General features: G+C 57.1%; 29 protein-coding genes and 1 riboswitch. Of the genes, 9 read left to right on the forward strand and 20 right to left on the reverse strand.

Annotated features, from left to right (window positions below; translation table 11 throughout):
* Positions 1-12 precede the first annotated feature (12 nt).
* Positions 13-660, reverse strand: coding sequence for an outer membrane protein (locus AB1F12_RS16060; protein WP_368185394.1), 648 nt, complete (start codon positions 658-660; stop codon positions 13-15).
* Between the two features lie 251 nt (positions 661-911).
* Between AB1F12_RS16060 and petA the strand changes: the two genes are divergently transcribed.
* The 3 genes from petA to AB1F12_RS16075 are packed head-to-tail and all read left to right on the forward strand — an operon-like array spanning position 912 to position 3,640.
* Positions 912-1,475 (forward strand): ubiquinol-cytochrome c reductase iron-sulfur subunit, encoded by a 564-nt coding sequence (petA, locus tag AB1F12_RS16065; protein ID WP_368185396.1) that lies wholly within the window; start codon positions 912-914, stop codon positions 1,473-1,475.
* A 12-nt stretch (positions 1,476-1,487) separates the two neighbouring features.
* Positions 1,488-2,825, forward strand: a complete 1,338-nt coding sequence (locus tag AB1F12_RS16070) for a cytochrome bc complex cytochrome b subunit (RefSeq protein ID WP_368185398.1) — start codon at positions 1,488-1,490, stop codon at positions 2,823-2,825.
* 14 nt (positions 2,826-2,839) lie between these two features.
* Positions 2,840-3,640, forward strand: a complete 801-nt coding sequence (locus AB1F12_RS16075) for a cytochrome c1 (RefSeq protein WP_368185400.1) — start codon at positions 2,840-2,842, stop codon at positions 3,638-3,640.
* A gap of 52 nt (positions 3,641-3,692) precedes the next feature.
* On the opposite strand, the gene AB1F12_RS16080 is transcribed toward AB1F12_RS16075, so the two are convergent.
* From AB1F12_RS16080 to thiB, 3 genes are read right to left on the reverse strand one after another with little or no spacing between them, the layout of a single operon-like run.
* The gene (locus AB1F12_RS16080; protein ID WP_368185402.1) at positions 3,693-4,388 is read right to left on the reverse strand and encodes an ATP-binding cassette domain-containing protein; all 696 of its coding nucleotides are present in this window, start codon (positions 4,386-4,388) and stop codon (positions 3,693-3,695) included.
* Positions 4,375-5,904, reverse strand: a complete 1,530-nt coding sequence (locus AB1F12_RS16085; protein ID WP_368185403.1) for a thiamine/thiamine pyrophosphate ABC transporter permease ThiP — start codon at positions 5,902-5,904, stop codon at positions 4,375-4,377. The genes AB1F12_RS16080 and AB1F12_RS16085 overlap by 14 nt, the downstream gene beginning before the upstream one ends.
* A complete protein-coding gene (thiB, locus tag AB1F12_RS16090) occupies positions 5,880-6,863 on the reverse strand; it encodes a thiamine ABC transporter substrate binding subunit (protein ID WP_368185405.1) in 984 nt (327 codons plus the stop codon). Before thiB ends, AB1F12_RS16085 begins: the two co-directional genes overlap by 25 nt.
* A gap of 39 nt (positions 6,864-6,902) precedes the next feature.
* Positions 6,903-7,001: riboswitch (TPP riboswitch) on the reverse strand.
* Positions 7,002-7,091: 90 nt separating this feature from the next.
* Here thiB and aroC point away from each other — a divergent pair.
* Positions 7,092-8,195 carry a chorismate synthase gene (aroC, locus tag AB1F12_RS16095; protein WP_368185406.1) on the forward strand — a complete coding sequence of 368 codons (1,104 nt, stop codon included), beginning with the start codon at positions 7,092-7,094 and terminating at the stop codon, positions 8,193-8,195.
* Positions 8,179-8,841: an HD domain-containing protein gene (locus AB1F12_RS16100; RefSeq protein ID WP_368185408.1), complete on the forward strand. Its 663-nt coding sequence runs from the start codon at positions 8,179-8,181 to the stop codon at positions 8,839-8,841. The genes aroC and AB1F12_RS16100 overlap by 17 nt, the downstream gene beginning before the upstream one ends.
* Here AB1F12_RS16100 and AB1F12_RS16105 read toward each other — a convergent pair whose 3' ends face one another.
* The 9 genes from AB1F12_RS16105 to AB1F12_RS16145 all read right to left on the reverse strand — a co-directional run bounded on the left by AB1F12_RS16105 (position 8,842) and on the right by AB1F12_RS16145 (position 15,972).
* Positions 8,842-9,249: a thioredoxin family protein gene (locus AB1F12_RS16105; protein WP_368185410.1), complete on the reverse strand. Its 408-nt coding sequence runs from the start codon at positions 9,247-9,249 to the stop codon at positions 8,842-8,844.
* A gap of 12 nt (positions 9,250-9,261) precedes the next feature.
* On the reverse strand, positions 9,262-9,975 hold the full coding sequence (locus AB1F12_RS16110) for a cytochrome c biogenesis CcdA family protein (protein ID WP_368185412.1): 714 nt from the start codon (positions 9,973-9,975) through the stop codon (positions 9,262-9,264).
* A gap of 57 nt (positions 9,976-10,032) precedes the next feature.
* Positions 10,033-10,908: a DMT family transporter gene (locus AB1F12_RS16115; protein ID WP_368185413.1), complete on the reverse strand. Its 876-nt coding sequence runs from the start codon at positions 10,906-10,908 to the stop codon at positions 10,033-10,035.
* Positions 10,909-11,069: 161 nt separating this feature from the next.
* Positions 11,070-11,357 (reverse strand): HU family DNA-binding protein, encoded by a 288-nt coding sequence (locus AB1F12_RS16120; RefSeq protein ID WP_368185415.1) that lies wholly within the window; start codon positions 11,355-11,357, stop codon positions 11,070-11,072.
* Between the two features lie 139 nt (positions 11,358-11,496).
* Positions 11,497-12,978: an AMP nucleosidase gene (locus tag AB1F12_RS16125; RefSeq protein WP_368185416.1), complete on the reverse strand. Its 1,482-nt coding sequence runs from the start codon at positions 12,976-12,978 to the stop codon at positions 11,497-11,499.
* The gene (ade, locus tag AB1F12_RS16130; protein WP_368185418.1) at positions 12,975-14,774 is read right to left on the reverse strand and encodes an adenine deaminase; all 1,800 of its coding nucleotides are present in this window, start codon (positions 14,772-14,774) and stop codon (positions 12,975-12,977) included. The genes AB1F12_RS16125 and ade overlap by 4 nt, the downstream gene beginning before the upstream one ends.
* Before the next feature lie 95 nt (positions 14,775-14,869).
* Positions 14,870-15,184: a YciI family protein gene (locus AB1F12_RS16135; RefSeq protein ID WP_368185419.1), complete on the reverse strand. Its 315-nt coding sequence runs from the start codon at positions 15,182-15,184 to the stop codon at positions 14,870-14,872.
* A 13-nt stretch (positions 15,185-15,197) separates the two neighbouring features.
* Positions 15,198-15,641, reverse strand: coding sequence for an SRPBCC domain-containing protein (locus AB1F12_RS16140; RefSeq protein ID WP_368185421.1), 444 nt, complete (start codon positions 15,639-15,641; stop codon positions 15,198-15,200).
* Between the two features lie 22 nt (positions 15,642-15,663).
* The gene (locus tag AB1F12_RS16145; RefSeq protein WP_368185424.1) at positions 15,664-15,972 is read right to left on the reverse strand and encodes an ArsR/SmtB family transcription factor; all 309 of its coding nucleotides are present in this window, start codon (positions 15,970-15,972) and stop codon (positions 15,664-15,666) included.
* 107 nt (positions 15,973-16,079) lie between these two features.
* Here AB1F12_RS16145 and AB1F12_RS16150 point away from each other — a divergent pair, with 107 nt between their 5' ends.
* Together AB1F12_RS16150 and AB1F12_RS16155 are read left to right on the forward strand one after the other, a co-directional pair.
* Positions 16,080-16,826 (forward strand): class II aldolase and adducin N-terminal domain-containing protein, encoded by a 747-nt coding sequence (locus tag AB1F12_RS16150; RefSeq protein WP_368185426.1) that lies wholly within the window; start codon positions 16,080-16,082, stop codon positions 16,824-16,826.
* Between the two features lie 36 nt (positions 16,827-16,862).
* Positions 16,863-17,720: an SDR family oxidoreductase gene (locus AB1F12_RS16155; RefSeq protein ID WP_368185427.1), complete on the forward strand. Its 858-nt coding sequence runs from the start codon at positions 16,863-16,865 to the stop codon at positions 17,718-17,720.
* Here AB1F12_RS16155 and AB1F12_RS16160 read toward each other — a convergent pair.
* The 4 genes from AB1F12_RS16160 to AB1F12_RS16175 form a co-directional block, all read right to left on the reverse strand.
* On the reverse strand, positions 17,698-18,309 hold the full coding sequence (locus tag AB1F12_RS16160) for a hypothetical protein (RefSeq protein ID WP_368185428.1): 612 nt from the start codon (positions 18,307-18,309) through the stop codon (positions 17,698-17,700). The two genes, AB1F12_RS16155 and AB1F12_RS16160, sit on opposite strands and share 23 nt — an antisense overlap.
* 141 nt (positions 18,310-18,450) lie before the next feature.
* A complete protein-coding gene (dxs, locus tag AB1F12_RS16165) occupies positions 18,451-20,364 on the reverse strand; it encodes a 1-deoxy-D-xylulose-5-phosphate synthase (RefSeq protein WP_368185429.1) in 1,914 nt (637 codons plus the stop codon).
* A gap of 9 nt (positions 20,365-20,373) precedes the next feature.
* The gene (locus AB1F12_RS16170; RefSeq protein WP_368185430.1) at positions 20,374-21,258 is read right to left on the reverse strand and encodes a polyprenyl synthetase family protein; all 885 of its coding nucleotides are present in this window, start codon (positions 21,256-21,258) and stop codon (positions 20,374-20,376) included.
* Positions 21,258-21,500 carry an exodeoxyribonuclease VII small subunit gene (locus tag AB1F12_RS16175; protein WP_368185432.1) on the reverse strand — a complete coding sequence of 81 codons (243 nt, stop codon included), beginning with the start codon at positions 21,498-21,500 and terminating at the stop codon, positions 21,258-21,260. Before AB1F12_RS16175 ends, AB1F12_RS16170 begins: the two co-directional genes overlap by 1 nt.
* A 151-nt stretch (positions 21,501-21,651) precedes the next feature.
* Between AB1F12_RS16175 and AB1F12_RS16180 the strand changes: the two genes are divergently transcribed.
* Positions 21,652-22,188 carry a hypothetical protein gene (locus tag AB1F12_RS16180; RefSeq protein ID WP_368185434.1) on the forward strand — a complete coding sequence of 179 codons (537 nt, stop codon included), beginning with the start codon at positions 21,652-21,654 and terminating at the stop codon, positions 22,186-22,188.
* Positions 22,189-22,191: 3 nt separating this feature from the next.
* On the opposite strand, the gene AB1F12_RS16185 is transcribed toward AB1F12_RS16180, so the two are convergent.
* The 3 genes from AB1F12_RS16185 to AB1F12_RS16195 are packed head-to-tail and all read right to left on the reverse strand — an operon-like array spanning position 22,192 to position 24,342.
* Complete coding sequence (locus tag AB1F12_RS16185) at positions 22,192-23,139, reverse strand: histone deacetylase family protein (protein WP_368185436.1); 948 nt, start codon at positions 23,137-23,139, stop codon at positions 22,192-22,194.
* On the reverse strand, positions 23,139-23,834 hold the full coding sequence (locus AB1F12_RS16190; protein ID WP_368185437.1) for a response regulator: 696 nt from the start codon (positions 23,832-23,834) through the stop codon (positions 23,139-23,141). Before AB1F12_RS16190 ends, AB1F12_RS16185 begins: the two co-directional genes overlap by 1 nt.
* Before the next feature lie 10 nt (positions 23,835-23,844).
* The gene (locus tag AB1F12_RS16195) at positions 23,845-24,342 is read right to left on the reverse strand and encodes a MarR family winged helix-turn-helix transcriptional regulator (protein ID WP_368185438.1); all 498 of its coding nucleotides are present in this window, start codon (positions 24,340-24,342) and stop codon (positions 23,845-23,847) included.
* Positions 24,343-24,489: 147 nt separating this feature from the next.
* Between AB1F12_RS16195 and AB1F12_RS16200 the strand changes: the two genes are divergently transcribed.
* Entirely contained in the window at positions 24,490-25,359 is an 870-nt protein-coding gene (locus AB1F12_RS16200; RefSeq protein ID WP_368185441.1) for a branched-chain amino acid aminotransferase, read from the forward strand.
* Positions 25,360-25,408: the final 49 nt, after the last annotated feature.

Genomic DNA, 25,408 nt, shown 5'->3' on the forward strand with positions numbered 1-25,408 from the left:
TCAAAGTTGGGGTTAGTAGGAAAAGCTAACCCCGAAATTCACAGCATTGATCACCAGATCGGTTTCCAATGTGCCGTCGGTTTCCAGATCAACCGATAGGGGCGAATAGCTGACTTTGTATTCGCCAAACACGGCCCAGCTGTCGTTAATTTCATAGCTGACACCGCCCAGCAATGCGACGGCAGGACCACCGATCTGGAATTCAAACGTGTCTGATCCGCCTTTGGTCACTTCGACATGTGGGATCGAAATCCCGACACCTGCCCCAACATAAGGCGTGATCTGGCCCCATTGATCGTTCCAGCGGCGATAGGCATTGGCCGTCAGGATGTTGACACCATCGGTAAATTCCAACGTGTCATAGCCATTGTCCGTGAGGGTGCTGTCGCTGGCGTAAACCTTGGAATGGCTGAAATCGATGCCATAGCCAAACCGATCATTGCGCCAGTATGTCCCCCGCAGACCATAATAGGGGGGCATTTCGAATGACCGCCCCAGCCATGCGGCCAGAAAATCCTCTTCTCCGATGACGGGATCATCGACAAAAACCCGCGAATGCGCCGCTTCTTGGGCACCGAGATAAAAGCTCAGCTCTACTTCGGCAAAGGCCATAGCAGGCAAAGAGGTCAGGGCAGTTGCAAGAGCGAGTCGCGTAAACATGGATTTTTCTTTCTGAAGGGTTGGGGTGAAAATAGGCCCTGCCCCCTGCGCAAACAAGCCATCAGGGGTGATGTTTTTGCATCAACGCGACGATTCGCCCCCGGTTGTATCCGATTCAACCCTATCTGCGCCCGAATGTCCGCTGGACTGACATGACTTTGCCCGTTAGACAGCCCCGAATGGGCCCTGTTTTCAGCGCCCGTCCGATACCTATGGGCCCAAAAGGCCTGGCAACCACGGAGATGCACCCAGTGTCACACGCCGACGACCATCAGGGCAGCCGCCGCGACTTCATCTACTACGCCACCGCTGGCGCAGGTGCTGTCGCCACTGGCGCCGCAGTCTGGCCGCTAGTCAACCAGATGAACCCATCCGCCGATGTCCGCGCAGCCGCGACAAAAACTGTCGACATTTCCGGGATCACACCCGGCACGCAGTTGACTGTTCTTTGGCAAGGTAAACCAGTGTTTATCCGCCGCCGGACAACCAGCGAAATCGAAGAAGCCCGTGCCGTTGATCTGGCTGATCTGTCAGATCAGATCGCACGCAACGGCAACGGCCCAGAAGGCGCGCCAGCAACCGATGAAAATCGTGCGTTGGACGAAGCTGGCGAATGGCTGGTTCAGATGGGCCTGTGTACGCACCTTGGGTGTGTGCCTTTGGGTGACGGCGCTGGTGATTTCCACGGCTGGTTCTGCCCATGTCACGGGTCGCATTACGACACGTCCGGTCGCATCCGTAAGGGTCCCGCACCTGAGAACCTCCCGGTTCCGGTCGCTGGTTTCCTTGACGAAAACACAATTCAACTCGGTTAAGGAGACGGTATCATGGCTGGTATTCCCCACGACCATTACGAACCCAAAACCGGCGCGGAAAAGTGGCTGCACACGCGGCTGCCAATCGTTGGTTTGCTATACGACACATTGATGATCCCCACCCCCAAGAACCTGAACTGGATGTGGATCTGGGGCATCGTGCTTGCCTTTACGCTGGTGTTGCAGATCGCAACCGGCGTTGTTTTGGTGATGCATTATACACCGCATGTTGATCTGGCCTTTGCGTCGATCGAACACATCATGCGCAACGTAAACGGCGGTCACATGATCCGGTATTTCCACATGAATGGCGCATCGCTGTTCTTTGTGGCGGTTTATGCGCACATTTTCCGCGGTCTGTACTACGGATCCTACAAGGCCCCTCGTGAAGTCACCTGGGTCATCGGCATCATCATGTTCCTTGTGATGATGGGCACAGGCTTTATGGGCTACGTTCTGCCTTGGGGTCAGATGTCATTCCACGGTGCAGCTGTGATTACAGGCCTGTTTGGCGCGATCCCATTTGTGGGCGAAGCGATCCAAACCTGGCTGCTGGGCGCGGGCGCTGTGGGTCAATCCACGTTGAACCGGTTCTTCTCGCTGCACTATCTGCTGCCATTCGTTCTGGTTGGCCTGACAATCGTGCACGTCTGGGCGTTCCACACCACAGGCAACAACAACCCAACTGGTGTTGAGGTGCGTCGCGGTTCCAAAGAAGAAGCCGAAAAAGACACACTGCCTTTCTGGCCTTACTTTGTGATCAAAGACCTGTTTGCACTGGCCGTTATCCTGACCGTCTTTGTGGCAATCGTTGGCTTTATGCCAAACTATCTGGGCCACCCAGATAACTACATCGAAGCGACCGCACTGGCGACACCTGCACACATCGTTCCTGAATGGTACTTCTTGCCGTTCTACGCGATCCTGCGGGCGTTTACTGCGGATGTTTGGGTTGTGATGCTGGTCGAATGGGTATCCTTCGGGATCATCGACGCCAAATTCTTTGGTGTTCTGGCGATGTTTGGCGCGATTGCTGTCATGGGTGCCGTGCCTTGGCTTGATACCTCCAGCGTGCGGTCCGGTCGTTTCCGTCCCATGTTCAAATGGTGGTTTGCGCTTCTGGCAATCGACTTCTTGGTTCTGATGTGGGTTGGCGCCATGCCAACAGACGGGATCTACCCGTACATCTCCTTGGTCGCATCGGCCTATTGGTTCGCATATTTCCTCGTGATCCTGCCATTGCTTGGCGTCATCGAGAAACCGCTGCCAATGCCAGCAACCATCGAAGACGACTTTAACGCCCATTACGGCCATTCCGGTGCAGAATCTTCTGCCACCGCAGCCGAGTGAGAAAGGAAAACATGATGTTCCGTACACTCACCCTCTCCGCGATTGCTGCGCTGGGCGTTGTTGCCGGTCAGGCCGCTATGGCCGCTGGTGGCGGTGAACAACATATCGAAGATTTCGCCTTCTCCTACGAAGGCCCCTTCGGCAGCTATGATCAGAACCAATTGCAGCGTGGCCTGCAAATCTTTACCGAAAACTGTTCGGGCTGCCATGGCATGCGCTATGTTCCAATCCGCACACTCGAAGATTTGGGTTACAGCCCTGAGCAGGTTCGCGAATACGCCAAAAACGTCGAAGTTTATGACGATGAAATCGAGGATTATCGCGCGGCAACCCCGCAGGATCATTTCCCCGAAGGCACATTCGCAGGCGCACCTGACCTGTCCCTGATGGCCAAAGCACGCGCTGGTTTCCACGGTCCCTATGGATCCGGCATGAGCCAGCTGTTCAACGGCATGGGCGGCGGTGAATATATCGCGTCGTTCCTGGCGGGTTACACCGGCGAAGACAAAACCGAAGCCGGCACAACGTTCTACGAAAACACCGCCTTTCCAGGTGGTTGGACCGCGATGCCGCCCCCACTTTATGGTGAGGATTTCGATTTTGCAGACGGTCACAGCAACGATCTGCACCACGAAGTGCAAGACATCGCTGCCTTCCTGATGTGGGCCGCAGAGCCCAAACTGGAAGCCCGCAAAACCGCTGGTCTGTCCGGTGTGATCCTGCTGACGATGTTGTCCGTATTGCTTTACGTGACCAACAAACGTCTGTGGGCCCCCCACAAAGCCGCGGCCAAGGCTGCTGCGAAAAAAGACTGATCCAAGCGATCTGAGTTAAAGGAAAGGCCCGCCATTTGGTGGGCCTTTTTCGTTAGGACGCGCGCCCCAGATAGGCATGAATGGCCGTGTCATCACTGTCGAAAAACGCTGGTGTTGCAATTGGGGCGGACGCGGTGCCTGCATCCACAAACACCACCTGATCGGCCACGCGACGTGCGTCTGCGGGATCATGGGTCACCATCACCAATTGCCGACCTTCGGTGCCCAAAACACGCACAAACAGGTCCAGCATTTCGTCCTTTAACCCCGGTCCCAGCGCGGAAAATGGTTCATCCAGCAACACCAATGGCTGGTCTTGGACCAAAACGCGCGCCAATGCAGCCCGGCTTTGTTGTCCACCAGACAGCGCATTTGGTTTACGGTCAGACATATCCGGCAAACCAACCTGTTTCAGCACGTCCTGCACCCGATTCCGCTGATCAGCCGACAGACGTTTGGCCGACATGCCCAGCCCAACATTCTGGCCAATGGTCAGGTGCGGAAACAGATTATTGTCCTGAAACAGCATCGCCACAGGCCGCGCACCCGGCGCCAAGCCCGCCAAATCGCGATCCTGCCACAGAATTTGTCCGCGATCTGGGATCAGGAACCCGGCAATCGCCGCCAGCAGCGTGGATTTTCCCCCACCCGACGGGCCGATAATCGCGGTGATCCCGCGATGCAGGGCAAAATTCGCCTCAAGGCGAAACTCACCCTGTTTCAGCGCCACTTGGTCAAGTTTCAGCATCCACACGTCCCCCGCGGTCAAATATCCAGAACATCGTCAGGCTTGCGGCCAACAGCAATAGACCCACGCCCGCCGCGGCCTCCATCCGATAGGCGCCCATCAGGCGATGCATCAACAGGGGCAATGTTTCGCCCCCGGTGCCCGCAAATAACGTGATGACGCCCAGATCCCCCATGCTCAGCGCGGCGGCCAGACCTGCGGCGAACCCCAGCGGGCGGCGCAATCTGGGCAGGATCACCCAGCGCAGGCGCGCCCAGCCCGTCAGGCCCAAACTATCGGACAATCGCCCAAATGTATGTTCCACATCCCGCATCGCCGGGGCCAAAACCCGGATCGCAAACGGCACGGATAGCATCGCATTCACCAACGCGGTCACGACCAAACCATAGGATAGCGGATTGGCAAATTCGCGGATAATCAGGAATAATCCGGTTCCCACAACCAAGGATGAAGACGCCAGCGGCAATACCCCGGCAAAGCCAGCGAACCGACCATTGTTTAACGCCAGTGCAAGGCTCAGCAGGATCGTCAAACCAGTTGACGCCAAGGCCACGCCGATAGACCGCATCAAGGCCGGCCAAACGCTGGCGGGCATCTGCAACATTCCGGTCAAACCGTTCAGGATCACCATGGATAAGGGCAGCAATAGAAACAGCGCAGCGGCGGTGATCCAGAAACCGTCCATGGCCTTTGATCCGTCCCAGCGATCCACCACACGGTCCAATCCCCCCGCCAGCCCATCTGGCGCGGCGATCCGCCATGCTAGCAGTGCTGTGATCGTGCATAATCCAACCTGCACCAGCGCCAACAATGCCGCGCGGCCCAGATCAAAATCAAACCGCAACGCCTGATAAATTGCCAATTCAACCGTCGTGGCGCGCGGGCCCCCGCCCAGCGCCAAGGCGACCGCAAAACTGCTCAGGCAGATCAGGAACACTACCAGAAACACACCCGGCGCAACGGCGCGCAACATGGGGCGTTCTAGCAATGGACCGATGGGGGCATTCAGGGTGGCCGCCAGCCTGAACCGTTCGGCGGGGATGCTGATCCAACCTTGGAGGATCATCCGCACCGCCAAGGGCAGGTTGAAAAACACATGGGCCAGCACCACGCCGTGAAACCCGTAAATCGACAGAGGCGGCAGCCCGATCCAGCCCAGCGCGTGGCTGACAATTCCGTTGCGGCCAAACACGGCCAGCAGGCCAAGGATGGCAACAATCACAGGTAAAATAAACGGTGCGCCCAAAAGGGTGACCAACAATCCGCGCCCGAAAAACCGACGCCGCGCCAAGGCGCGCGCGACAGGGATGGCCAAGCCGACGCTCAGGGCGGCGGATATCACGGCTTGGACAATTGTGAACCGGATCGCGGCCCAATCAGCCGCGCCCAGCCCTGTGCCATCTTCGGCGCGCAAAGCAACCGCCAATAGCGTCCCCAGCACCAATGCCACCAAGAGCAATGCTGCCAGGGTTCCCGGCCATTTAAGGCGGTTTATTGAGACAACGCTGCGCGCCATTCCTCAATCGCATCTGCCCGTGTTGCGGCGGCGTCCTCTGGGGACAGCAACAGCGCGGTTGCGGGCTGAACGAGGGTTTCAAACCCGTCTGGCAAACCATCCGCCGGGGTCACGGCTGGATACATCCAGTTCGTGGTTGGGATCACCGATTGGAACGCCTCAGACACCATGAACGCCATGAATTGATCGGCCAGTTCAGACTGATCCGTCTGGGCGATTTTACCGGCCACTTCGACCTGCATGTAGTGACCTTCGTCAAAGGCCCAAGCGACTTTGCCGGAATCTTCTTCTGCGATCAGGTGATAGGCAGGCGACGTGGTGTAGGACAAAACCGCGTCGGCTTCGCCTTCCAGAAACAGGCCATAGGCTTCGGACCAGCCGGACGTCACGGTGACGACATTGTCTGCCAAGGCTTCCCAGATGGCTTGGCTGTCATCGGGGTGTGCGGTTTGGACCCAGTGGACCAGCCCCAGACCGGGGGTCGAGGACCGCGGATCCTGGATCACGATTTTCAGATCGCTCACTGCCAGTTCGGTCAATGATGCCGGGGCTTCGACGCCTTCGGTCGAAACAAATGCGAAATAACCCCAGTCATAGGGCAGGAATTCAGCATCCGACCATTCGATCGGCAGGTCCAGATCAGCGGTCACGCCATGGGGGGCAAACAGACCTGTTTCACGCGCAGCGGCGGTCAGGTTGGTGTCGATGCCCAGAACAACATCGGCATCTGTATTGTCGCCTTCTAGCTGCACACGGGCCAGCAACGCGGCACCATCACCCGCGCCAACGAATTGCAGATCACAGGCGCATTCTGCCTCAAAGGCGGCTTCGATTGCAGGACCGGGGCCCCAATCGGACACAAAGCTGTCATAGGTGTATACTGTCAGAACAGGGGGCTCTGCGTGGGCGGCGCCCGCCATCAGAGCAAGTCCTGCGACACTCGTCAGAATATGCTTCATAACATTCTCCAAATGCGCCGGACGGAAGTGGGGCATTTGGACCATCCAAATTACCTTCCCTCCGCCGGTCTTAACCGGGTCAGGTTCTACGGGTTCGCGATTACATCTCAGCCATATCTGGCACCCCGAGGTAGCGACACGCATAGGATGGTTCTGTCCCAAGAGCAAGCAAATCCGCTTGAGAGCAAGGCCCGCGCCCGTTAGACCCAACCCAAAGGAGCCCGCATCATGAGCCTGAACAGCTATGGACATTTATTTCGTGTAACCACGTGGGGTGAATCCCATGGGCCCGCATTGGGTGCGACGGTTGATGGCTGTCCGCCGGGTGTGCCGTTGCGCGCGGATATGTTGCAGCACTGGCTGGACAAACGCCGCCCCGGTCAGAACAAAAACACCACGCAGCGCAACGAACCGGATGCGGTCGAAATCCTGTCGGGCGTCTATAATGACACGACCACCGGCACGCCGATCCAGCTGATGATCCGCAACACCGATCAACGGTCCAAAGATTACGGCGACATCGAACAGACATTCCGCCCCGGTCACGCTGATATCACCTATTGGCAGAAATACGGCATTCGCGATCCACGGGGCGGCGGGCGATCCTCGGCGCGCGAAACCGCGTCCCGTGTGGCCGCCGGCGGTGTGGCCCGCGAAGCGATCAAAGCGCTGGCGCCCAATGTAGAAATCACCGGTTACATGACCCAGATGGGCGAGAAAAAGATCGACCGGGATCGGTTTGACTGGGCAACCATCGCGCAGAACGATTTCTGGTGCCCCGACGCAAATGCTGCATCAGAATGGGAAGAGTACCTGCAATGGCTGCGCAAGGATGACCACAATTCGGTCGGTGCCGTGATCGAAGTCGTCGCGCGCAACGTCCCCGCAGGCATCGGCGCACCGGTTTATGGCAAGTTAGACACGGATCTGGCCGCTGCGATGATGTCGATCAACGCCGTCAAAGGTGTGGAAATTGGCGAAGGCATGGCCGCCGCTGCCCTAACGGGCCGTGACAATGCAGACGAAATTTTCATGGGGCAAAACGGCCCGCAATATGCGTCCAACCATGCCGGTGGGATCCTTGGCGGGATCAGCACAGGACAGGACATCGTTGTGCGCTTTGCCGTGAAACCAACGTCATCAATCCTGAGCCCACGCAAATCCATCCGCAAAGATGGCACCCCAATCGAGGTCGTCACCAAAGGACGCCACGATCCTTGTGTCGGTATCCGCGCTGTGCCTGTGGGCGAAGCGATGATGGCGTCGGTGATACTGGACCATCTGTTGCTGGATCGAGGGCAAACCGGGGGCGTTCGTGGCCCAATCGGCTGAAGCATTGCAAGCAGCGCTGCGAGATGTTTTGGCGCGTCATGGCGCGGACAGTGACGCTGCACATGACGTGGCCCATGCGGATCGCGTGTGGTTGAACGCAAAACACATCGCCGCTGGCGAAAACTTTGACGATCTACCCGCCTTGATGGCCGCCGCCTATCTGCATGATCTGGTGACATTGCCCAAGGATCATCCGGACCGCGCTCGTGCGTCCCAGATGTCTGCATCGGCGGCGCAACCGATCCTATTGGATCAAGGCTTTGATCCTGAGAAGATCGCAGCGATCCAACACGCCATCGCCGCCCACAGCTTTTCCGCCAATATCCCTTGTGACACGCCGCTGGCCCGTATTTTACAAGACGCGGATCGCATCGAATCCCTTGGCGCGATTGGATTGGCGCGATGTTTTGCAGTGTCCGGCGGGCTGAACAGGCCGCTATTTGACGGGCCGGACCCGTTTGCCACCCAACGTCCGCTGGATGATCGCCAATTCGCCGTGGATCATTTTAAGGCGAAACTGCTGCGCCTGCCGGACACTATGCAGACCAAAACGGGGCGCGACTTGGCCCAGAAACGCGCCAAAGTTCTGCGCGTGTTTTTGCAGAATCTGGCGGTTGAGCTGGGGCATGACGCCCCAGATTGGTGATCAACCAGCCGCAGCGCGGGCGATGTCCATCAATTCCTGAATCTGCGCCTGACTTGTTCCGGCGACGATCCGCCCTAGTTCCTGATCCCCCTTTAGCGCAACCAAAGTTGAGCGACGTGGAATATTCAGATCACGCGACAATTCGGAATCGCCGTATTGGTCCCAATCCACATTGATAAACGTGATTGCCGCGTCATAGCTGGGATCAGCGGCTTTCAGGCTTTGAATAACACGTTCCTGCGCACGACAGGTTGTGCACCAATCCGCCTTAAAGTCCAAAAACACCACATCCCCATCGGCCAGATGCTGTTGCACCAAACCGGGTGTGTAATTCAGCGGTGCGGCCCGCAAAATGGCCGGGGTGACGGCCAATGCAGCGCTCAGCGCAATAAAGTCACGACGTTTCATGAAACAACTCCTTTAAAACCGGACCGACAGGTCCTGAAGCCAAACCGGCATATGATCCAGCAGCCAGATTTCGGCATACTGATGAAGGTGGAACAGCAAAACCAGCCCCACAAAGATGAAAATCAGCGCCATGATGGGCCGGGACCTAACCGCCAAGGCGCGCAATGTATCACGTCGCGCGCGGATCGCGGATTGCGCGCCATAGCCCAGCACAACGATGATCGTGGAAATCCCCAACGCAAAGCTCAGCATGATCAGCGCCGCCCAAAGCAAGCTTTCCCCCATAAAGGCAAGCCCGATTGCGCCGCCCAATGTGGGGCCGACGCACGGTACCCAAACGGCGCCCAACAACGCTCCGCCCAGGGCTTGGCCAGGTAAGCCGCTGCGATCAATTTGATCCATGCCCTGATCCGCCCGACCCGATACGCCCGATGTCGCAAAGGCAAACCGTTCTGACAGGCGCGGCACCAGCATCACCAGACCGAACAGGATCATCGCCACGGCCCCAGCCTGAACCAACGTGTCTTGGGACAGGCCGATTTGGCGACCAAACACCGCCACGGCCATGCCAAACGCCACAAACGACACCGACATGCCCGCCGCCAAAGCCAAAGGCCCCCAGCGGCTGGCCTGTAACGCGCTGGCCAAAACAATCGGCAGCACCGGCAACACGCAGGGGTTAATCAGGGTCAACAGACCCGCCAGATATCCAAACACCAAATCCATGGGGGCAACCTGACGGATAGAACGCGCCCTGTCAGCCCACATTGCCCCAACGTGCGATCACATCCGCGTGGGACTTTGTTTCGACAATTGCACCGCCAAAATGCCGCCCGCGATGATGATCACGCCGACCACGTCCCATATACCCAGCCGTTCGCCCAGCAGCATCGATGCAATCAGCACGCCGAAAAATGGCGTGGCAAAATGATAGACCGATGCCCGCACCGTCCCGATCCGGCCCACCAACAGAAACCAGATAAATGTCGCCAACAATCCCGGCGCCAGCACCGTGTAGGTAAAGGAAGCGATCAATTGCCATGACCAAACCACGTCAAAATCTTCGAACAAGGCGGCTGGAATTGCCAGCACAAACGCCCCGACAAACATTTGTAGCCCAACCACCATCAACACATTGCCTCCGGCCCCACCGGATCGCACCGACAGAGTCGCAACCGACAGCGAAATCACTGCGATCACACATAGGATCACCCCCATCAGGTCAGCGCCGCCATTCATGCGGGCGCCCATGATCAGCGCGACCCCAACCATGCCAGCGACCAGACCCACGATGCCCATCGGCTTGATCGTTTCTTTGAACACGACCCAGCCAGCCATGGCGACCAAGAGCGGCATGGTCGAGGCAATGATCGCGGCCAGGGACGCTTCGATGCTTTGCATTGCGACGAAATTCAGGCCCAGATAAATCCCGTTTTGGCAGAACCCGAATATCACCACAGACCGCCATTGCCCGCGCGTCAGGTTCCAGCTTTGGCCCATGGCCTTGGCGATCAGCACGCCAATGATCCCCGCCAAAAAGAACCGGATCGACAGGGCTGTCAGGGGCGGTGCATAGGCGACAATGATCCGCGCCGACGTAAAGGCAGACGCCCAGATCAAGCCAAAGCTCAGGCCCATGAATACCGATTTGAAATCCATCAAAGTCTTCTTTGTGCTGGGATCAGGACACACGCCATCAACGTGCAGGGTTATCAGCGCGACCCTTTCGCATTCTTTGGGGAAACACAAACCACTACAGATCACAAAACGAAAAAGGCCGCCCAAAGGCGACCTTTTCCAATGTCAAAATACGTGGGCGATTAGCCGTTCACGCTGTCTTTCAGAGCTTTCGCAATGGTCATTTTGACCACTTTGTCTGCGTCTTTTTTGATCTGTTCGCCAGTGGCAGGGTTACGCACCATGCGCTCTGGGCGTTCGCGGCAATAGATTTTGCCAACGCCTGGCAGGGTCACTGCACCACCTGCGGAAACTTCGCGGGTGATCAGATTTGTGACTGCGTCTAGCGCTGCGGCTGCGGCTTTTTTGTCGCTGCCCAGATCTTCGGCCAGAGCGGCAACCAACTGTGTTTTTGTCATGGGTTTTGCCATGGTTTTAGTCTCCCTTACTGCCCGTACACTTGGGCCTCATGTCGCGTATGTAACGCAATGTTGTGTATGCACACAACGAATAGTAGATCAATGCAAGAGCAAAACGTGCATTTTGTTGGGGAAATTGACGAATTTGCCATCAAAGAAAGGCAGTTTCCTCAAAACTTCGCAGTTTCCGGCTGTGGATACGCTCCAACGGCATTTCGCGAAGATTTTCCATAGCTCTTATCCCGATCAGCAAATGCCGTGCAACCTGGGTCTTATAGAAATCTGAGGCCATACCGGGTAATTTCAGTTCGCCATGCAGCGGTTTATCGCTGACGCAAAGTAAGGTGCCGTATGGGACACGGAACCGAAACCCGTTTGCTGCGATGGTCGCGCTTTCCATATCCAGCGCAACGGCACGTGATTGGCTGAGCCGCTGAACCGGGCCGCTTTGTTCGCGCAATTCCCAGTTCCGATTGTCCACCGATGCCACCGTCCCGGTCCGCATCAAACGTTTCAATTCATAGCCGTGCAGTTCGGTGACATTTTCCACCGCATTTTCCAGAGCGATCTGAATTTCTGCCAAGGCGGGCACAGGCACCCAAACCGGCAGGTCATCATCCAGCACTTTGTCTTCGCGCAGATAGGCGTGGGCCAGCACAAAATCACCCAGCTGTTGCGTGTTACGCAGCCCGGCACAATGTCCAACCATGACCCAAGCATGCGGGCGCAAAACCGCGATGTGATCTGTTGCGGTTTTAGCATTCGAAGGCCCCACGCCAATATTGACCAACGTGATCCCGCCGCCATCGGCGCGTTTCAAATGATAGGTCGGCATTTGTGGCAGTTTTGACGGCACGGGCAGGTCCTGATCCGCTTGGGTGATCTCAACATTCCCGGTGCCCACAAAACTGGTATAGCCGCTGTTTGGATCATCCAATTGCTCACGCGCATAGGCTTCGAATTCTTCGACGTAGAATTGATAGTTGGTAAACAGCACATGGTTTTGGAAATGATCCGCCGCCGTGGCGGTGTAATGGGCCAACCGCGCCAGTGAATAATCCACGCGCTGTGCGGTGAACGGCGCCAAAGGGTGGGACCCGTCTTCGTAGGTGAATTCCAAGCCGTTGACGATGTCATCATGGGTGGTGGTCAGGTCAGGCACGTCAAACACATCACGCAGGGTGAACGACGCGGCCCCGTCCTGTGGCACCGACAAGTTAGTGTCATTGGCCACGGCAAAATGCACCGGCATCGGGGTCAGGGACGCGCCGATATAGACCGGCATCTGGTGGCTTTCGATCAGCAGGCCGATTTGCTGTTCCAGATAATGGGCAAACAAATCGGGGCGGGTGATCGTGGTGGAATAGGCACCCGGTTGGGACACATGCCCAAAGGACAGCCGATTATCCACATGGGCAAAGCTGGTCGTGGTCAGGCGAATTTCAGGGTAAAAAGCCCGATACCGCACACCCGGATTGCCATTGCTCAGCGCATCAGAAAACTTTTCACACAGGAACTTTGTCGCCGCATCGTATAGCTCAATGAGCCGCGCAACCGCCTTGGCCGGGTCGTTAAACGCTTCGTGTTCGCCAAATTCAGGGCTGTGGATCGCTGGGGCAGTTTCAGTATTCATTCTTCACCTTCAAACAAATCGGTCAGTTCAAATTTGGTCACGTCGACCAGTCCTAAATCGGATATGCGCAATTCGGGGATCACCACCAATGCCAACAAAGAATGCTGCATATAAGCGTTGTTCAGCGTACATCCGCATTGCGCCATCGCGGCGACCATCTGATCGGCCTTGGCAGCGACCTGTTGGGCAGGGCTGTCGGACATCAACCCGGCAATGGGCAATTCCACCAGCGCAATCTCAACGCCGTCTTTCCAGATGGTAATACCGCCGCCAACTTCGCCCAGACGATTGGACGCCAGCGCCATCATTTCGCGATCCGTGCCCACCACAATCATATGGTGGCTGTCATGGGCGACCGTGCTGGCCATGGCCATACGACCCTGATAGCCAAAGCCGCTGACAAATCCGTTTGTCACGCCACCAGTTGCACGGTGTCGTTCCACGAGCGCGATCTGGCAGGTATCCCCCTGCCCTTCGACGATGGTGTTCTCCACCGGCAATTCTGCGGTCAGCGCTTTGGTGGGGGCTTGGTTTTCGACCACGCCGATCACTTTGGCAGTGACAGCATTGGCCCCATTGGGCGCTTTGATTTCAAAGTCGGTGTCAGTCAGGGTTTTGCCCAGCCGAACGGTCTGACGCGCCATGTCTGGCCAATCGTAATGGGGGCAGGTAACCGTGATCTGGCCATTCTCAGCGATTTTGCGACCTCGTCCATATACCACATTAATGGGCAGTGTTTTCAGATCAGACGTCAAAATAACATCGGCACGACGCCCCGGCGCGATTGACCCCAATTCACGTTCCAGACCGAAATGGGTGGCCGTGTTCACCGTCGCCATTTGCAGCGCCACAATCGGGTCCAGCCCGCATTCAATCGCGTGACGCACAACCCGGTTCATATGCCCGTCATTGACCAACGTCGCGGAATGGCAATCATCCGTACACAGAATGAAATTGCGGGGATCCAATCCCTTTTCGGTCACCGCGGTGATCTGGCTTTCGACGTCATACCATGCCGATCCAAGCCGCAGCATCGATCGCATCCCCTGACGGACACGGTCAATGGCGTCGCTTTCGCGGGTGCCTTCGTGATCATCCGCAGCACCACCCGCCGCATAGGCATGAAACGCCGGCCCACGATCCGGCGATGCGTAATGCCCGCCCACGGTTTTGCCTGCATTCATGGTTGCGGCCATTTCTGCCAGCATCTGTGGATCGCCATTGATCACACCGGGAAAGTTCATCATTTCGCCCAGCCCAATGATGCCCGGCCACGCCATAGCCTGCGCCACATCATCAGCGGAAATTTCAAACCCGGTGGTTTCCAATCCCGGCGCAGAGGGCGCACAGGATGGCATTTGGGTGTAAATATTCACCGGCTGCATCAAGGCTTCGTCATGCATCATCCGCACGCCATCCAACCCCAGAACGTTGGCGATTTCATGGGGGTCGGTGAACATCGTGGTTGTGCCATGCGGGATCACAGCGGCGGCAAATTCCGCCGGGGTCAGCATGCCGCTTTCGATATGCATATGCCCATCACACAGGCCGGGGATCAGGTATTGACCGTCAGCCTCAATCACCTCGGTGTTTGCGCCGACACAATGATCCGCATTGGGGCCCACATAGGCAAATCGACCATCGGCGATGGCCACCTGCCAACCGTCCAGCACTTCGCGGCTTTGTACGTTCACAACTTTGCCGCCGCGGATCACCAGATCCGCCGCATCGCGACCCGCTGCGACGGCGACCAAACGGGGGGCAACCTGTGCCCAAGATTTTAGGGTATGTTCCATTTCCGAATATCACCCGAGTTTTGCAACAGACGCAAGACACTGTGTGACATTCTGTCAATTCCCGGCACGATTTTGCGCCGCGCCGGGAATATCGCTTACATTTCTATGACTTCGCAGACTTCCACGCTGCCGGACCCGTCTTTGACCATGGGGCAACCTTTGGCCATGTCACAAGCGGCGGCGTGATCCGGGGCGGACACGATGGTGAAACCAGACAATGGGTTGGCCCCGCCATCCTCTGCCACACCGGCGGCGCTGACCGTGTTGGATTTACCCGCAGGTCCGCCGCCATGCTGAACAGCGTCGCCCATGGATCCGTACCATGCGTTCCATTCGCCCATGACTTTTTCCACGTCAGCCGGGTCCGAAGGGGTGCTGCCCCCGTGATATGCAAAGATGAAATTTGGCATGTCTCTCTCCCTTTTATGCGTCGACCACACCGGCCAGACGTTCCAGTTTGCGCAGGGTCGATGTCCAACCCTGATTGTGATTATGCGCCGCCTCTTGGTCGGGCAGATCCACGTGGTTTAGCTCAAACTTGGTGCCGCCGTTTAGCGCGGGCACCAGTTTGATCGTCACGTGGCTTTCGACCCCTCGTCGATCGGTTTCGTCATGCCATGCCCATGTAAACCCGATGGAATTTGGCGCATCCACATGGGTCACATGACCGGATACTTTGTAATTCTGCCCCTCGGCATTGGTCATCACCGACATCCAAGGACCCGTCTGTTCAAACGACAGGTCATGCTGGGTGATGGTCATGGATTCAGGTCCCCACCAATCCATCAAATGTTCGGTTTTCGACACATAGGCAAATACGGTTTCCACATCCGCCTTGAACACACGGCTCATTGTGAGATTGGGCATTTGGTTCCCCTTTGGTTTCGTTCTAATCCAGTGCCGCTGCCAAACGATCCAGTGACCCGGCCCAGAATGTCTGATGATCCATGGTCCATTGGTGGATGGCGCGCACGCGGGTTGGTTCGACGGAATACATGCGCCGCTGCCCATCCACGCGCTGTTGGATGATCCCGGCATTGCGCAGCACCTTTAGGTGGCGGGAAATTGCGGGCGCGGACATGTCAGCCACGTCTTGCAGATCACCAGCGCTGAGTTCGCCCTGCTGCAACAAACGATCCACAATCGACAGACGTGTGGCATCCCCAAGGGCGGCAAATGTATCGGACAATTGGGTCATTCAATATTTCCACTTTTGTTAATTAACAATATGATTAATTAATGCGAGATTGTCAAGCTTCCCTGACGGGGCTTTGTGTGCTTACCTTTCCAAAACAGGAGGCATTGATGAACGAGCACACTAATATCCAACACCTGCAAGATCGCATTGATCTGGCTGCTGCGTTCCGCTGGACCGCCCGTTTGAACCTGCACGAAGGCGTGGCAAATCATTTTAGCCTCGCGGTGAATGACGATGGCACGCAATTCCTGATGAACCCAAATCAGATGCATTTCAGCCGGATCAAGGCCAGTGACATGCTGACGCTGGATGCCAATGACCCGACATCGCTGACAGGGCCAAACGCGCCTGATCCGACCGCTTGGGGGCTGCATAGTGGTATTCACCGCCACTGCTCGCATGCGCGGTGCGCGATGCATGTGCATTCGATCTTTGCCACGGTTCTGGCGTCGTTACAGGACAGCCGCCTGCCCCCGATTGACCAGAACTGCGCGACGTTTTTCAACCGCTATGTCATCGACGACGCCTATGGCGGTTTGGCCTTCGAAGAAGAAGGCGAACGTTGCGCTGCCCTGTTAAGTGACCCCAAGAAAAAGGTCATGATCATGGGCAATCACGGCATCATGATCATCGGCGCCACCGTCGCAGAAACATTCAATCGGCTGTATTATTTCGAACGCGCGGCGGAAACCTATATTCGCGCGGTACAGACAGGCATGCCATTGCGGGTTCTGTCGGACGAAATCGCCGAAAAAACCGCACAAGAGCTGGAACAATACCCCGACCAAGACACCCGTCATCTGACCGAGTTAAAGGCGATTTTGGACAGCGAAGGGTCCGATTACGCGTCGTGACTTGCCAATCAGACCCATTCACGGCAAGGAAGCTGGATGAGCGATATTCTACTTTCTTTTGGGCATGGCTATAGCGCCCGTGCGATTGCCGATCTGGTGATCCCACATGGCTGGCACGTCATTGGAACCACCCGCAATCCTGACAATATCGACGCGATTCTGGATCAGGGGGCATCACCGGTCCAATGGCCGGGTGCGGATCTGACATCGATCCTGGATGTGGCAACACATTTGCTGATATCAGCCGCGCCGGGGCCGGATGGTGACCCGGTTTTGAACGATTTGCGCGAAGAAATCGCCGCGCGACGGGATCGATTTGAATGGGTTGGCTACCTGTCTACAACGGGGGTTTATGGCGATCACCAAGGCAGCTGGGTCGACGAAAACACGCCCCTGACCCCATCGACCAAACGTGGCGAAATGCGCGTCAAAGCCGAAGCGGATTGGGCCGCGCTGGACCTGCCGCTACATATTTTTCGACTGGCTGGGATTTATGGTCCGGGCCGGGGTCCCTTTGCCAAGGTGCGCAATGGCACGGCCCGCTGCATCGTCAAACCGGACCAAGTGTTCAGCCGCATTCACGTCGATGACATCGCCCAAACCGTCGCTGCATCCATGCTGAACCCCAATCCCGGCGCGATCTATAATCTGTGTGACGACGACCCGGCCCCGCCGCAGGATGTCATCGCTTATGCGGCCGAATTGTTGGGGCAAACCCCACCCCCGTCCGAGGATTTCGCCACCGCAGACATGACACCCATGGCGCGGTCATTTTATGCGGAAAACAAAAAGGTGCGAAATACCCGCATCAAAGAAGAGCTGGGCATTGAGCTGCGCTATCCGGATTATAAATCTGGGCTTACCGCATTGCTCAACGCGGAAAACGACGCCTGACACCCCAAGCCACCGCCGCAAAAACCAGCAGCAAAACAACCGCAACGGCAAAGTTTGTTGCGTAAAATGTCGCGCGTCCGGTGAAATCCAAGGAATTCAAAAACCGATACGGCAGCCCGCTGGTGACATCACCGCTGGGGGTCGTGTTCATCGGCTGGATGACCAGTTCGGCCCAAGCGATCCACGCGCCAATGATGCCCAGCAACCACATCAAACCTGCGCGCAATTTGCGAAACGCCCGGTGGATCACCACAGCATCAATCCATTGCAACATCGGCCCGACCCCGTGCAGGTACAGCTCTAGCCACCAATCCCCCAGACTTCCATCCGACGTGACGGACGATGGGTCGGCGAAATACAGCTTCCAAAACAGGAACACGACCATGGCGTTCAACACCGCCGTCATGGACACAAACCCGTCCCAGCGTTTGTCAGAACGCCCTTCTTCTAGTGCCATCATCCGGGATGCCGCAAAGAACGACGCAAACAAGGCCCAGATCGTCAGATACCGAAACGGTCCGCCAAAGGTGTCATAATCGCCAAAGAAAATCGTCCGCAGGACATATCCGCCCGCCAACAAAAATGTCACCCATCGAAAAATCCGCCTGCCATGCATCCTAACTCTCCCGCCGTTGGGGCCGTTTACCGGCCCCTCACCACGCTAGCACTTTGGATTTTTTGTTGGCACAAATACTCAGCGTTATGGGCACTAGTGCCGTGACGTCACAGATCAGGCACGCTGTCCGATCACATCCACGCCCAGCACGTCCAGCACTTTGCGTTCGATATCGTCGGCGTTCATGCCCGCAATTTGGTACATGTCACGTGGATTGGCCTGATCGATGAATGTGTCGGGCAATACCATGGACCGGAATTTTAGCCCGTGATCAAACACGCCTTCATCGGCCAATAATTGCGCCACATGGGACCCGAACCCACCAACCGCGCCTTCTTCGACGGTGATCAGCGCGTCATGTTCTGCGGCCAGTTTCAGGATCATGTCCCTGTCCAATGGCTTGGCAAAACGAGCATCTGCGATGGTGGGCGTGATGCCTTTGGCCATCAGCGCTTCGCTGGCGGCTTCGACCTCTTGCAACCTTGTGCCGAAGGATAGGATCGCCACGCCTTTGCCGTCGCGGATCATGCGGCCTTTGCCGATTTCCAACGGCTCGGCATCTGTCGGGATGTCCACGCCCACGCCTTCGCCACGGGGGAATCGAAACGCGATCGGGCCGTCGTCATGGGCCGCAGCAGTGACAACCATGCGCACCAGCTCTGCCTCATCTGCGGCGGCCATGACCACCATGCCGGGCAAATTCGCCATAAATCCAACGTCAAAAGATCCCGCATGCGTCGCGCCATCCGCGCCAACCAGACCGGCGCGATCAATGGCAAAGCGCACTGGCAGACGTTGCAGCGCCACATCATGCACCACCTGATCATAGCCACGTTGCAGGAATGTCGAATAGATCGCGCAAAACGGTTTCATCCCACCAGCGGCCAGCCCGGCGGCAAAGGTCACGGCGTGCTGTTCGGCAATGCCCACGTCAAAACACCGGCTGGAATAGCGATCCATGAACCGGCTTAGTCCGGTTCCGTCGGGCATCGCAGCGGTCACGGCGACCACTTTGTCGTCTTTAGCCGCCACATCCAGCAATGATTCCGCAAACACGCTGGTATAGCTGGGCGCATTGCTGGGGGATTTCTTTTGTTTGCCGGTGATCACGTCAAACTTGGCTGTTGCGTGCCCTTTGTCATCGGCAGCTTCGGCGGGGGCGTATCCTTTGCCCTTTTTGGTGATCGCATGGATCAGGATCGGCCCGGTGGCGCGGGTTTTCACCGTGCGCAGAACCGCCAGCAGATCGTCCATGTCATGGCCATCAATCGGCCCGATATAACTAAAGCCCAGCTCTTCGAACAGCGTGCCGCCGACGGTCATGCCTTTTAGCATTTCCTTGGCCCGGCGCGCGCCTTCTTGGAATGGTTCGGGCAGCAGGCTGACCGCGCCTTTGGCGGCGGATTTCAATTCCTGAAACGGGGCGCCGGCATAAAGCCGCGACAGATAGGACGACATCGCGCCCACGGGCGGAGCGATCGACATTTCGTTGTCGTTCAGGATCACGATCAGGCGTTTTTTCAGATGTCCGGCATTGTTCAGCGCCTCATAGGCCATGCCCGCCGAAATCGACCCATCGCCGATCACCGCAATTGCATCCCCCGGATCACCGCCCAAATCACGCGCCACCGCAAAGCCAAGCGCGGCAGAAATCGACGTAGACGAATGCGCCGCGCCAAACGGATCAAAGGGGCTTTCGGATCGTTTGGTAAATCCGCTAAGCCCGTCCTTTTGGCGCAGGGTGCGCATGCGATCACGCCGTCCGGTCAGGATTTTGTGGGGATAGCACTGATGCGACACGTCCCAGATGATTTTATCACGCGGGGTTTCAAACACCGAATGCAGCGCAACCGTCAGTTCGACAACGCCAAGCCCAGCGCCCAGATGGCCACCGGTTTCAGACACCACATCAATGGTTTCCTGACGCAGTTCATCGGCGACCTGACGCAGCTGCGCATCCGTGAACCCATCCATGTCGGCAGGCACGTTGATCTGGTCCAATAGCGGCGTTGGGCGGCTCACATTCATGTCGTTTCCTTAATGTCCGCGCGTAATAACAAATTGCGCGGCCTCTTTCAGGCAATCTGCGTCATCGCCATAGGATGATAGCGCATCACAGGCCTCTTGTACCAATTGGCTTGCGCGGTTCTTTGCCTCATCCAATCCCAGCAGGGATACAAATGTGGCTTTGCCCGCGGCGGCGTCTTTGCCCACGGCCTTGCCGACAGTGGCGGCATCCCCGACAACATCCAGAATGTCATCCGCGATCTGAAACGCCAGCCCCAGCCGGTCGCCATAGATGTTCAACGGTCCGGTATCAGCCCCTGCCATCCGTGCGCCCGCCATGGCAGACCACGATATCAACGCGCCGGTTTTTCCGGCCTGCAGCAACGTGATCTGTTCCAGCGTCAGCGGTTCAGCGGCGGTTTCGGCGTTGATATCCATCATCTGGCCACCAACCATACCCCGCAGCCCCGCATCGCGGGCCAATGTTGCGCTCAGCTCTAGCCGCGCTTGGGCGGATCCGGCCCCGGTTGTCACCCATTCAAACGCCAAAGATTGCAGGGCATCCCCCGCCAAAACCGCAATCGTTTCGTTCCATTTCTTATGCACCGTTGGCTGGCCACGACGCAGATCGTCATCGTCCATACACGGCAAATCATCATGCACCAGCGAATAGGCGTGCAGACATTCAATCGACGCTGCAACCGGCGCGGCCCCTGCCGCATCGATCCCATGCAAACGCGCGCCTTCATAGACCAAAAACCCGCGCAGCCCTTTGCCACCTGTCACCGCATAGCGCACCGCATCCGCCAGATCCCCATGCAGGTCCTGCGTGGCGTGCTGAATATACGCCTCGGTTGTTGTGCGGGCGCTTTTCAAGGCAGGTTGAAACGCGGTCATCGGCAGCGATCCGTCCATCAACCGGCGTCCAGCGGTTCGGTCCCGGCGGCCTGTCCATTCCCGTCCAAAGTCAGTTTCGCGACTTTTTCTTCGGCTTCTTTCAGCTTGGCTTCGCAGCGGGATTTCAATTTGGCCCCCCGTTCATATAGCGCAATCGAATCGTCCAGCGGCACATCGCCCCGTTCCAATTGGCCCACAACCTGTTCCAATTCGGCCATCGCCTGTTCAAAGCTCATCTCTTCAACCGGGGTGTCACTCATCCGCTTCTCTCCTTTGCGCACCAAGCCGGGTCACCTTATCTGTCTTTGCGCCGGGTTTCCACCAACCCCGCGCGCAATTTCTGTGCACATTTGTGTTGGGGTTTTCCCACCCTTTGCGTAGGCTTGCCCCGTTGATCCACAGGAGTGTTCCATGCGTTTTATTCTGGCTTTTGCCGCTTTTGCCACCGCCGCCCAAGCCGAAATCGTCGGAGAATCCGTTTCACTAGATCTGGACAAGGACGGCACGGCCGAAACGTTCTGGCTGGAAAACAACGGCGACGGCACTGTTAATCTACGGGCGCGCGACACGGGCTATGGGGATTTCACCGTCGAAGACATCGCTTGGATCGGTGGGCCGGGCCAAATTCCGATCCTAGGGCAAACCCCTGCCGGTTCCCTAACCGTGACGGCCATGAATATCGGGATCGGGCGCAACAGATGGGAATCGATGATCACGATTGCCTATCGCCGGGATCGCTACCGTGTGGTTGGCCTATCCTACGGGTTCTACGACAGCTTGGATTTGGACTCGAATGGCACATGTGATCTGAACCTGCTGACAGGGCGTGGCGTGGTGGTCGAAAACGAAGTGCAGCGCGATATCACCGCCCCAATTCCGGCTTTGCCTGTCTTTGCATGGACGGAACGGATGCCCATTTTTGAGTTTTGTTTTGGCAGAGATGATTAGGGTCTAATCCCCGGCGCGCAGCAACGCCTGAACATGGGCCCGTGCCGATGCGCCCAGCGCCTTTAGGTCATAGCCGCCTTCCAACACAGACACGACGCGGCCCTGACAGGTTTCATTGGCAATCGCGCATAGGGAACGGGTCAGCCAATTATAATCGTCTTCGACCCAGTTTAATTCTGCCAACGGATCATCCCGGTGGCAATCAAACCCGGCAGAAATCAGCAGAAATTCAGGGGCAAATTCACGCAGACGTGGAAACACCTGATCGGCATAGGCCTGACGCATGAAACCCCCTTTGGTGCCCGGCGGCAGGGGAATGTTGAGCACATTGTCATGCGCGCCGGTTTCCGACGGATGCCCCGATCCGGGCCACAGCGGCATCTGCTGCGACGTCACGGTCAACGCGCGCGGTTCATCCCATAGCAGCGCCTGTGTGCCATTGCCGTGATGCACGTCGAAATCGACAATCGCCACCCGTTTCAGCCCATGCGCATCCATCGCATGACGCGCCGCCAGCGCCACATTGCCAAAGAAACAAAACCCCATCACCGTGTCGCGCAACGCGTGATGCCCCGGTGGACGCATCGCTACAAAGGCATTGCGCGCTTTGCCCGCCATCACCATATCCACCCCCAAAATCGGCCCGCCAACGGCGCGCAGCAATGCATTTCGGGATGTGGGGGATAGGAACGTTTCCTCATCAGTGCCTTTGTCCAGCGCTGCAAATCCGGTGTTTGGAATGCGGCTAAGGACGTCGTTCACATAGGCCGGGTCGTGCAATGTAGTGATCTGAGACAGCTCTGCCAAAGGCGCATCAAAGCGGTCCAATGGCAAATCCTCAATCGCGCGTAGCACGAAATCCAGCCGCGCCAATTGTTCCGGGGCGCTGGCCGGGGTTTGATGCAAAAACCCATCTGGGTGGGTGATCAGCGCCGTCGAATTTCCGGTCATCAATCAGGGGCCAGCATGTAACCCGCGCCGCGCACGGTCTGTAGGTAACGTGGCTGTTTGGGGTCCGATTCCAGTTTGCGACGCAGACGAGTGATCTGAACATCCACGGCACGTTCCTGAGCCTGCCCACCAGACCGGCCCAATTCGTCGACCAGCGTGGCCCGGCTCAGCGCTTCGGCCGGTTTGGCGGAAAAAATCCGCATCAACTGGCTTTCGGTGGCGGTCAACCGGATCAGGTTTTCGCCTTGCCACAATTCTCCGCGTTCGATGTCATAGCGAATGTCGCCCAAATGCAGCACTTTGGGGATCACCACCGCGGGTTCACCGGCGGGCACACGCCGCAGAATCGCATTGATCCGCAGCAGCAATTCCTTGGGCTCAAACGGTTTGGCCAGATAATCATCTGCGCCCGCTTCTAGCCCCTGAATTCGGTCGCTGGTTTCGGCCTTGGCGGTCAGCAACAGGATCGGGGTCGAAATCGTCTGACGCAAATCCTTGCACAGGCTGATGCCATCCTCGCCGGGCATCATCACATCCAGCACGATCAGGTCAAATTCCAGCCCGTCCAGCAAACGCCGCGCATGGGCGGCTTCGCGGGCGGCGCTGACCAAAAACCCGTTGCGCATCAGAAATTTCTGCAAAAGTCCCCGGATACGTTCATCATCATCCACGATCAGGATATGTGCATCATCCATGTTTGCTTCCTTATTCCGTCAACGCTTCGTAATGGCGCCGCATGTCTTCGTCCATCATAGCCTCAAGCACTTGGCGGAAACCTGCGACTGCTTCGGGACCTGCGGCCCGAAATGCGGTGCGCATGCGATCCCGCTGAGCCGTCGATAGCCCGGTTTCCAACGCTTCGCCCATTTCAGTTAAAAACAGGTGTCTTTCACGTTTATCCTTTTGGCCCACTCTACTCTCTACCAGACCGTCTTCGATCAAAGTACGCAACACACGATTGAGAGATTGCTTTGTGACCCCAAGGATCGACAGCAGATTATTGACGGTGGTTCCGGGGCTGCGATGGATGAAATGCACAGCGCGGTGATGCGCCCGCCCATAGGCCATTTCAGAAAGGATACGATCCGGATCGGCGGTAAAACCGCGATAGGCGAAAAACATCGCCTCGATGCCTTTGCGCAATTGTTCGTCCGTCAGGAACAGCAAATTCTGTCCGCGTGGACTTGGATTTAGCTGATTCATCCGCGCCTCCATCTTGAATTCCCCCACGATAAGTCAGCGTTGTTGACATTCCAAGACCAGACTGGTAGCGATTCTCAGATTTTTCGTAATTTTATGTCCGAAACGGACCGATACACGAAATAAATGGAAAACTCAGGAGGAAAGACCATGGCGGGTGCCTATGATGATCGCGACGGAAAAATCTGGATGGATGGTGAGCTCGTGGATTGGCGCGGGGCCAATGTCCACCTGCTGACACATGCGCTGCATTATGCCAGTTCCGTTTTCGAAGGTGAACGCGCCTATAATGGCAAGATCTTCAAAAGCCGCGAACATTCTGAACGGCTGCATTTTTCTGCCAATCAGCTGGATTTTGAAATCCCCTACAGTGTTGACGAAATCGAAGCCGCCAAACAACAAGTTCTAGAAGTGAACGGCCTGACCGACGCCTATGTGCGCGCAGTTGCATGGCGCGGCGCGGGCGAAGACATGGGTGTCGCATCCGCGAAAAACCCGGTTCGTCTGGCAATCGCATCCTGGGAATGGGGCAATTATTACGGCGACGCGAAATACAAAGGCGCCAAGCTGGACATTGCCAAATGGAAACGCCCCAGCCCCGAAACGATCCCTTGCCACGCCAAGGCGGCGGGTCTCTATATGATCTGTACCCTGTCCAAACATGCGGCCGAGGCAAAGGGGTGTTCCGACGCGATGATGTATGATTATCGCGGCTACGTCGCCGAAGCGACCGGCGCAAATCTGTTCTTTGTCAAAGACGGCGAAGTCCACACGCCCAAGCCCGATTGTTTTTTGAACGGCATCACCCGTCAAACCGTGATCGGCATGTTGCAGGATCGCCAAATCCCCGTGCATGAACGCCACATCATGCCCGAAGAATTGGACAGTTTTGAACAATGCTGGCTGACCGGCACCGCCGCCGAAGTGACGCCCGTGGGGCAAATCGGCGACTGGACGTTCGAAGTGGGTGATCTGGCCAAAGAGATGGTCAACAGCTATGAGGCATTGGTGCGCAGCTAAGCCCGCGCCCACCGAAAAATCATCAAACCGCGCCCCATCCGGCGCGGTT

This window comes from Aestuariibius sp. HNIBRBA575, from assembly GCF_040932005.1.
Classification (GTDB): Bacteria; Pseudomonadota; Alphaproteobacteria; order Rhodobacterales; family Rhodobacteraceae; genus CANLNM01.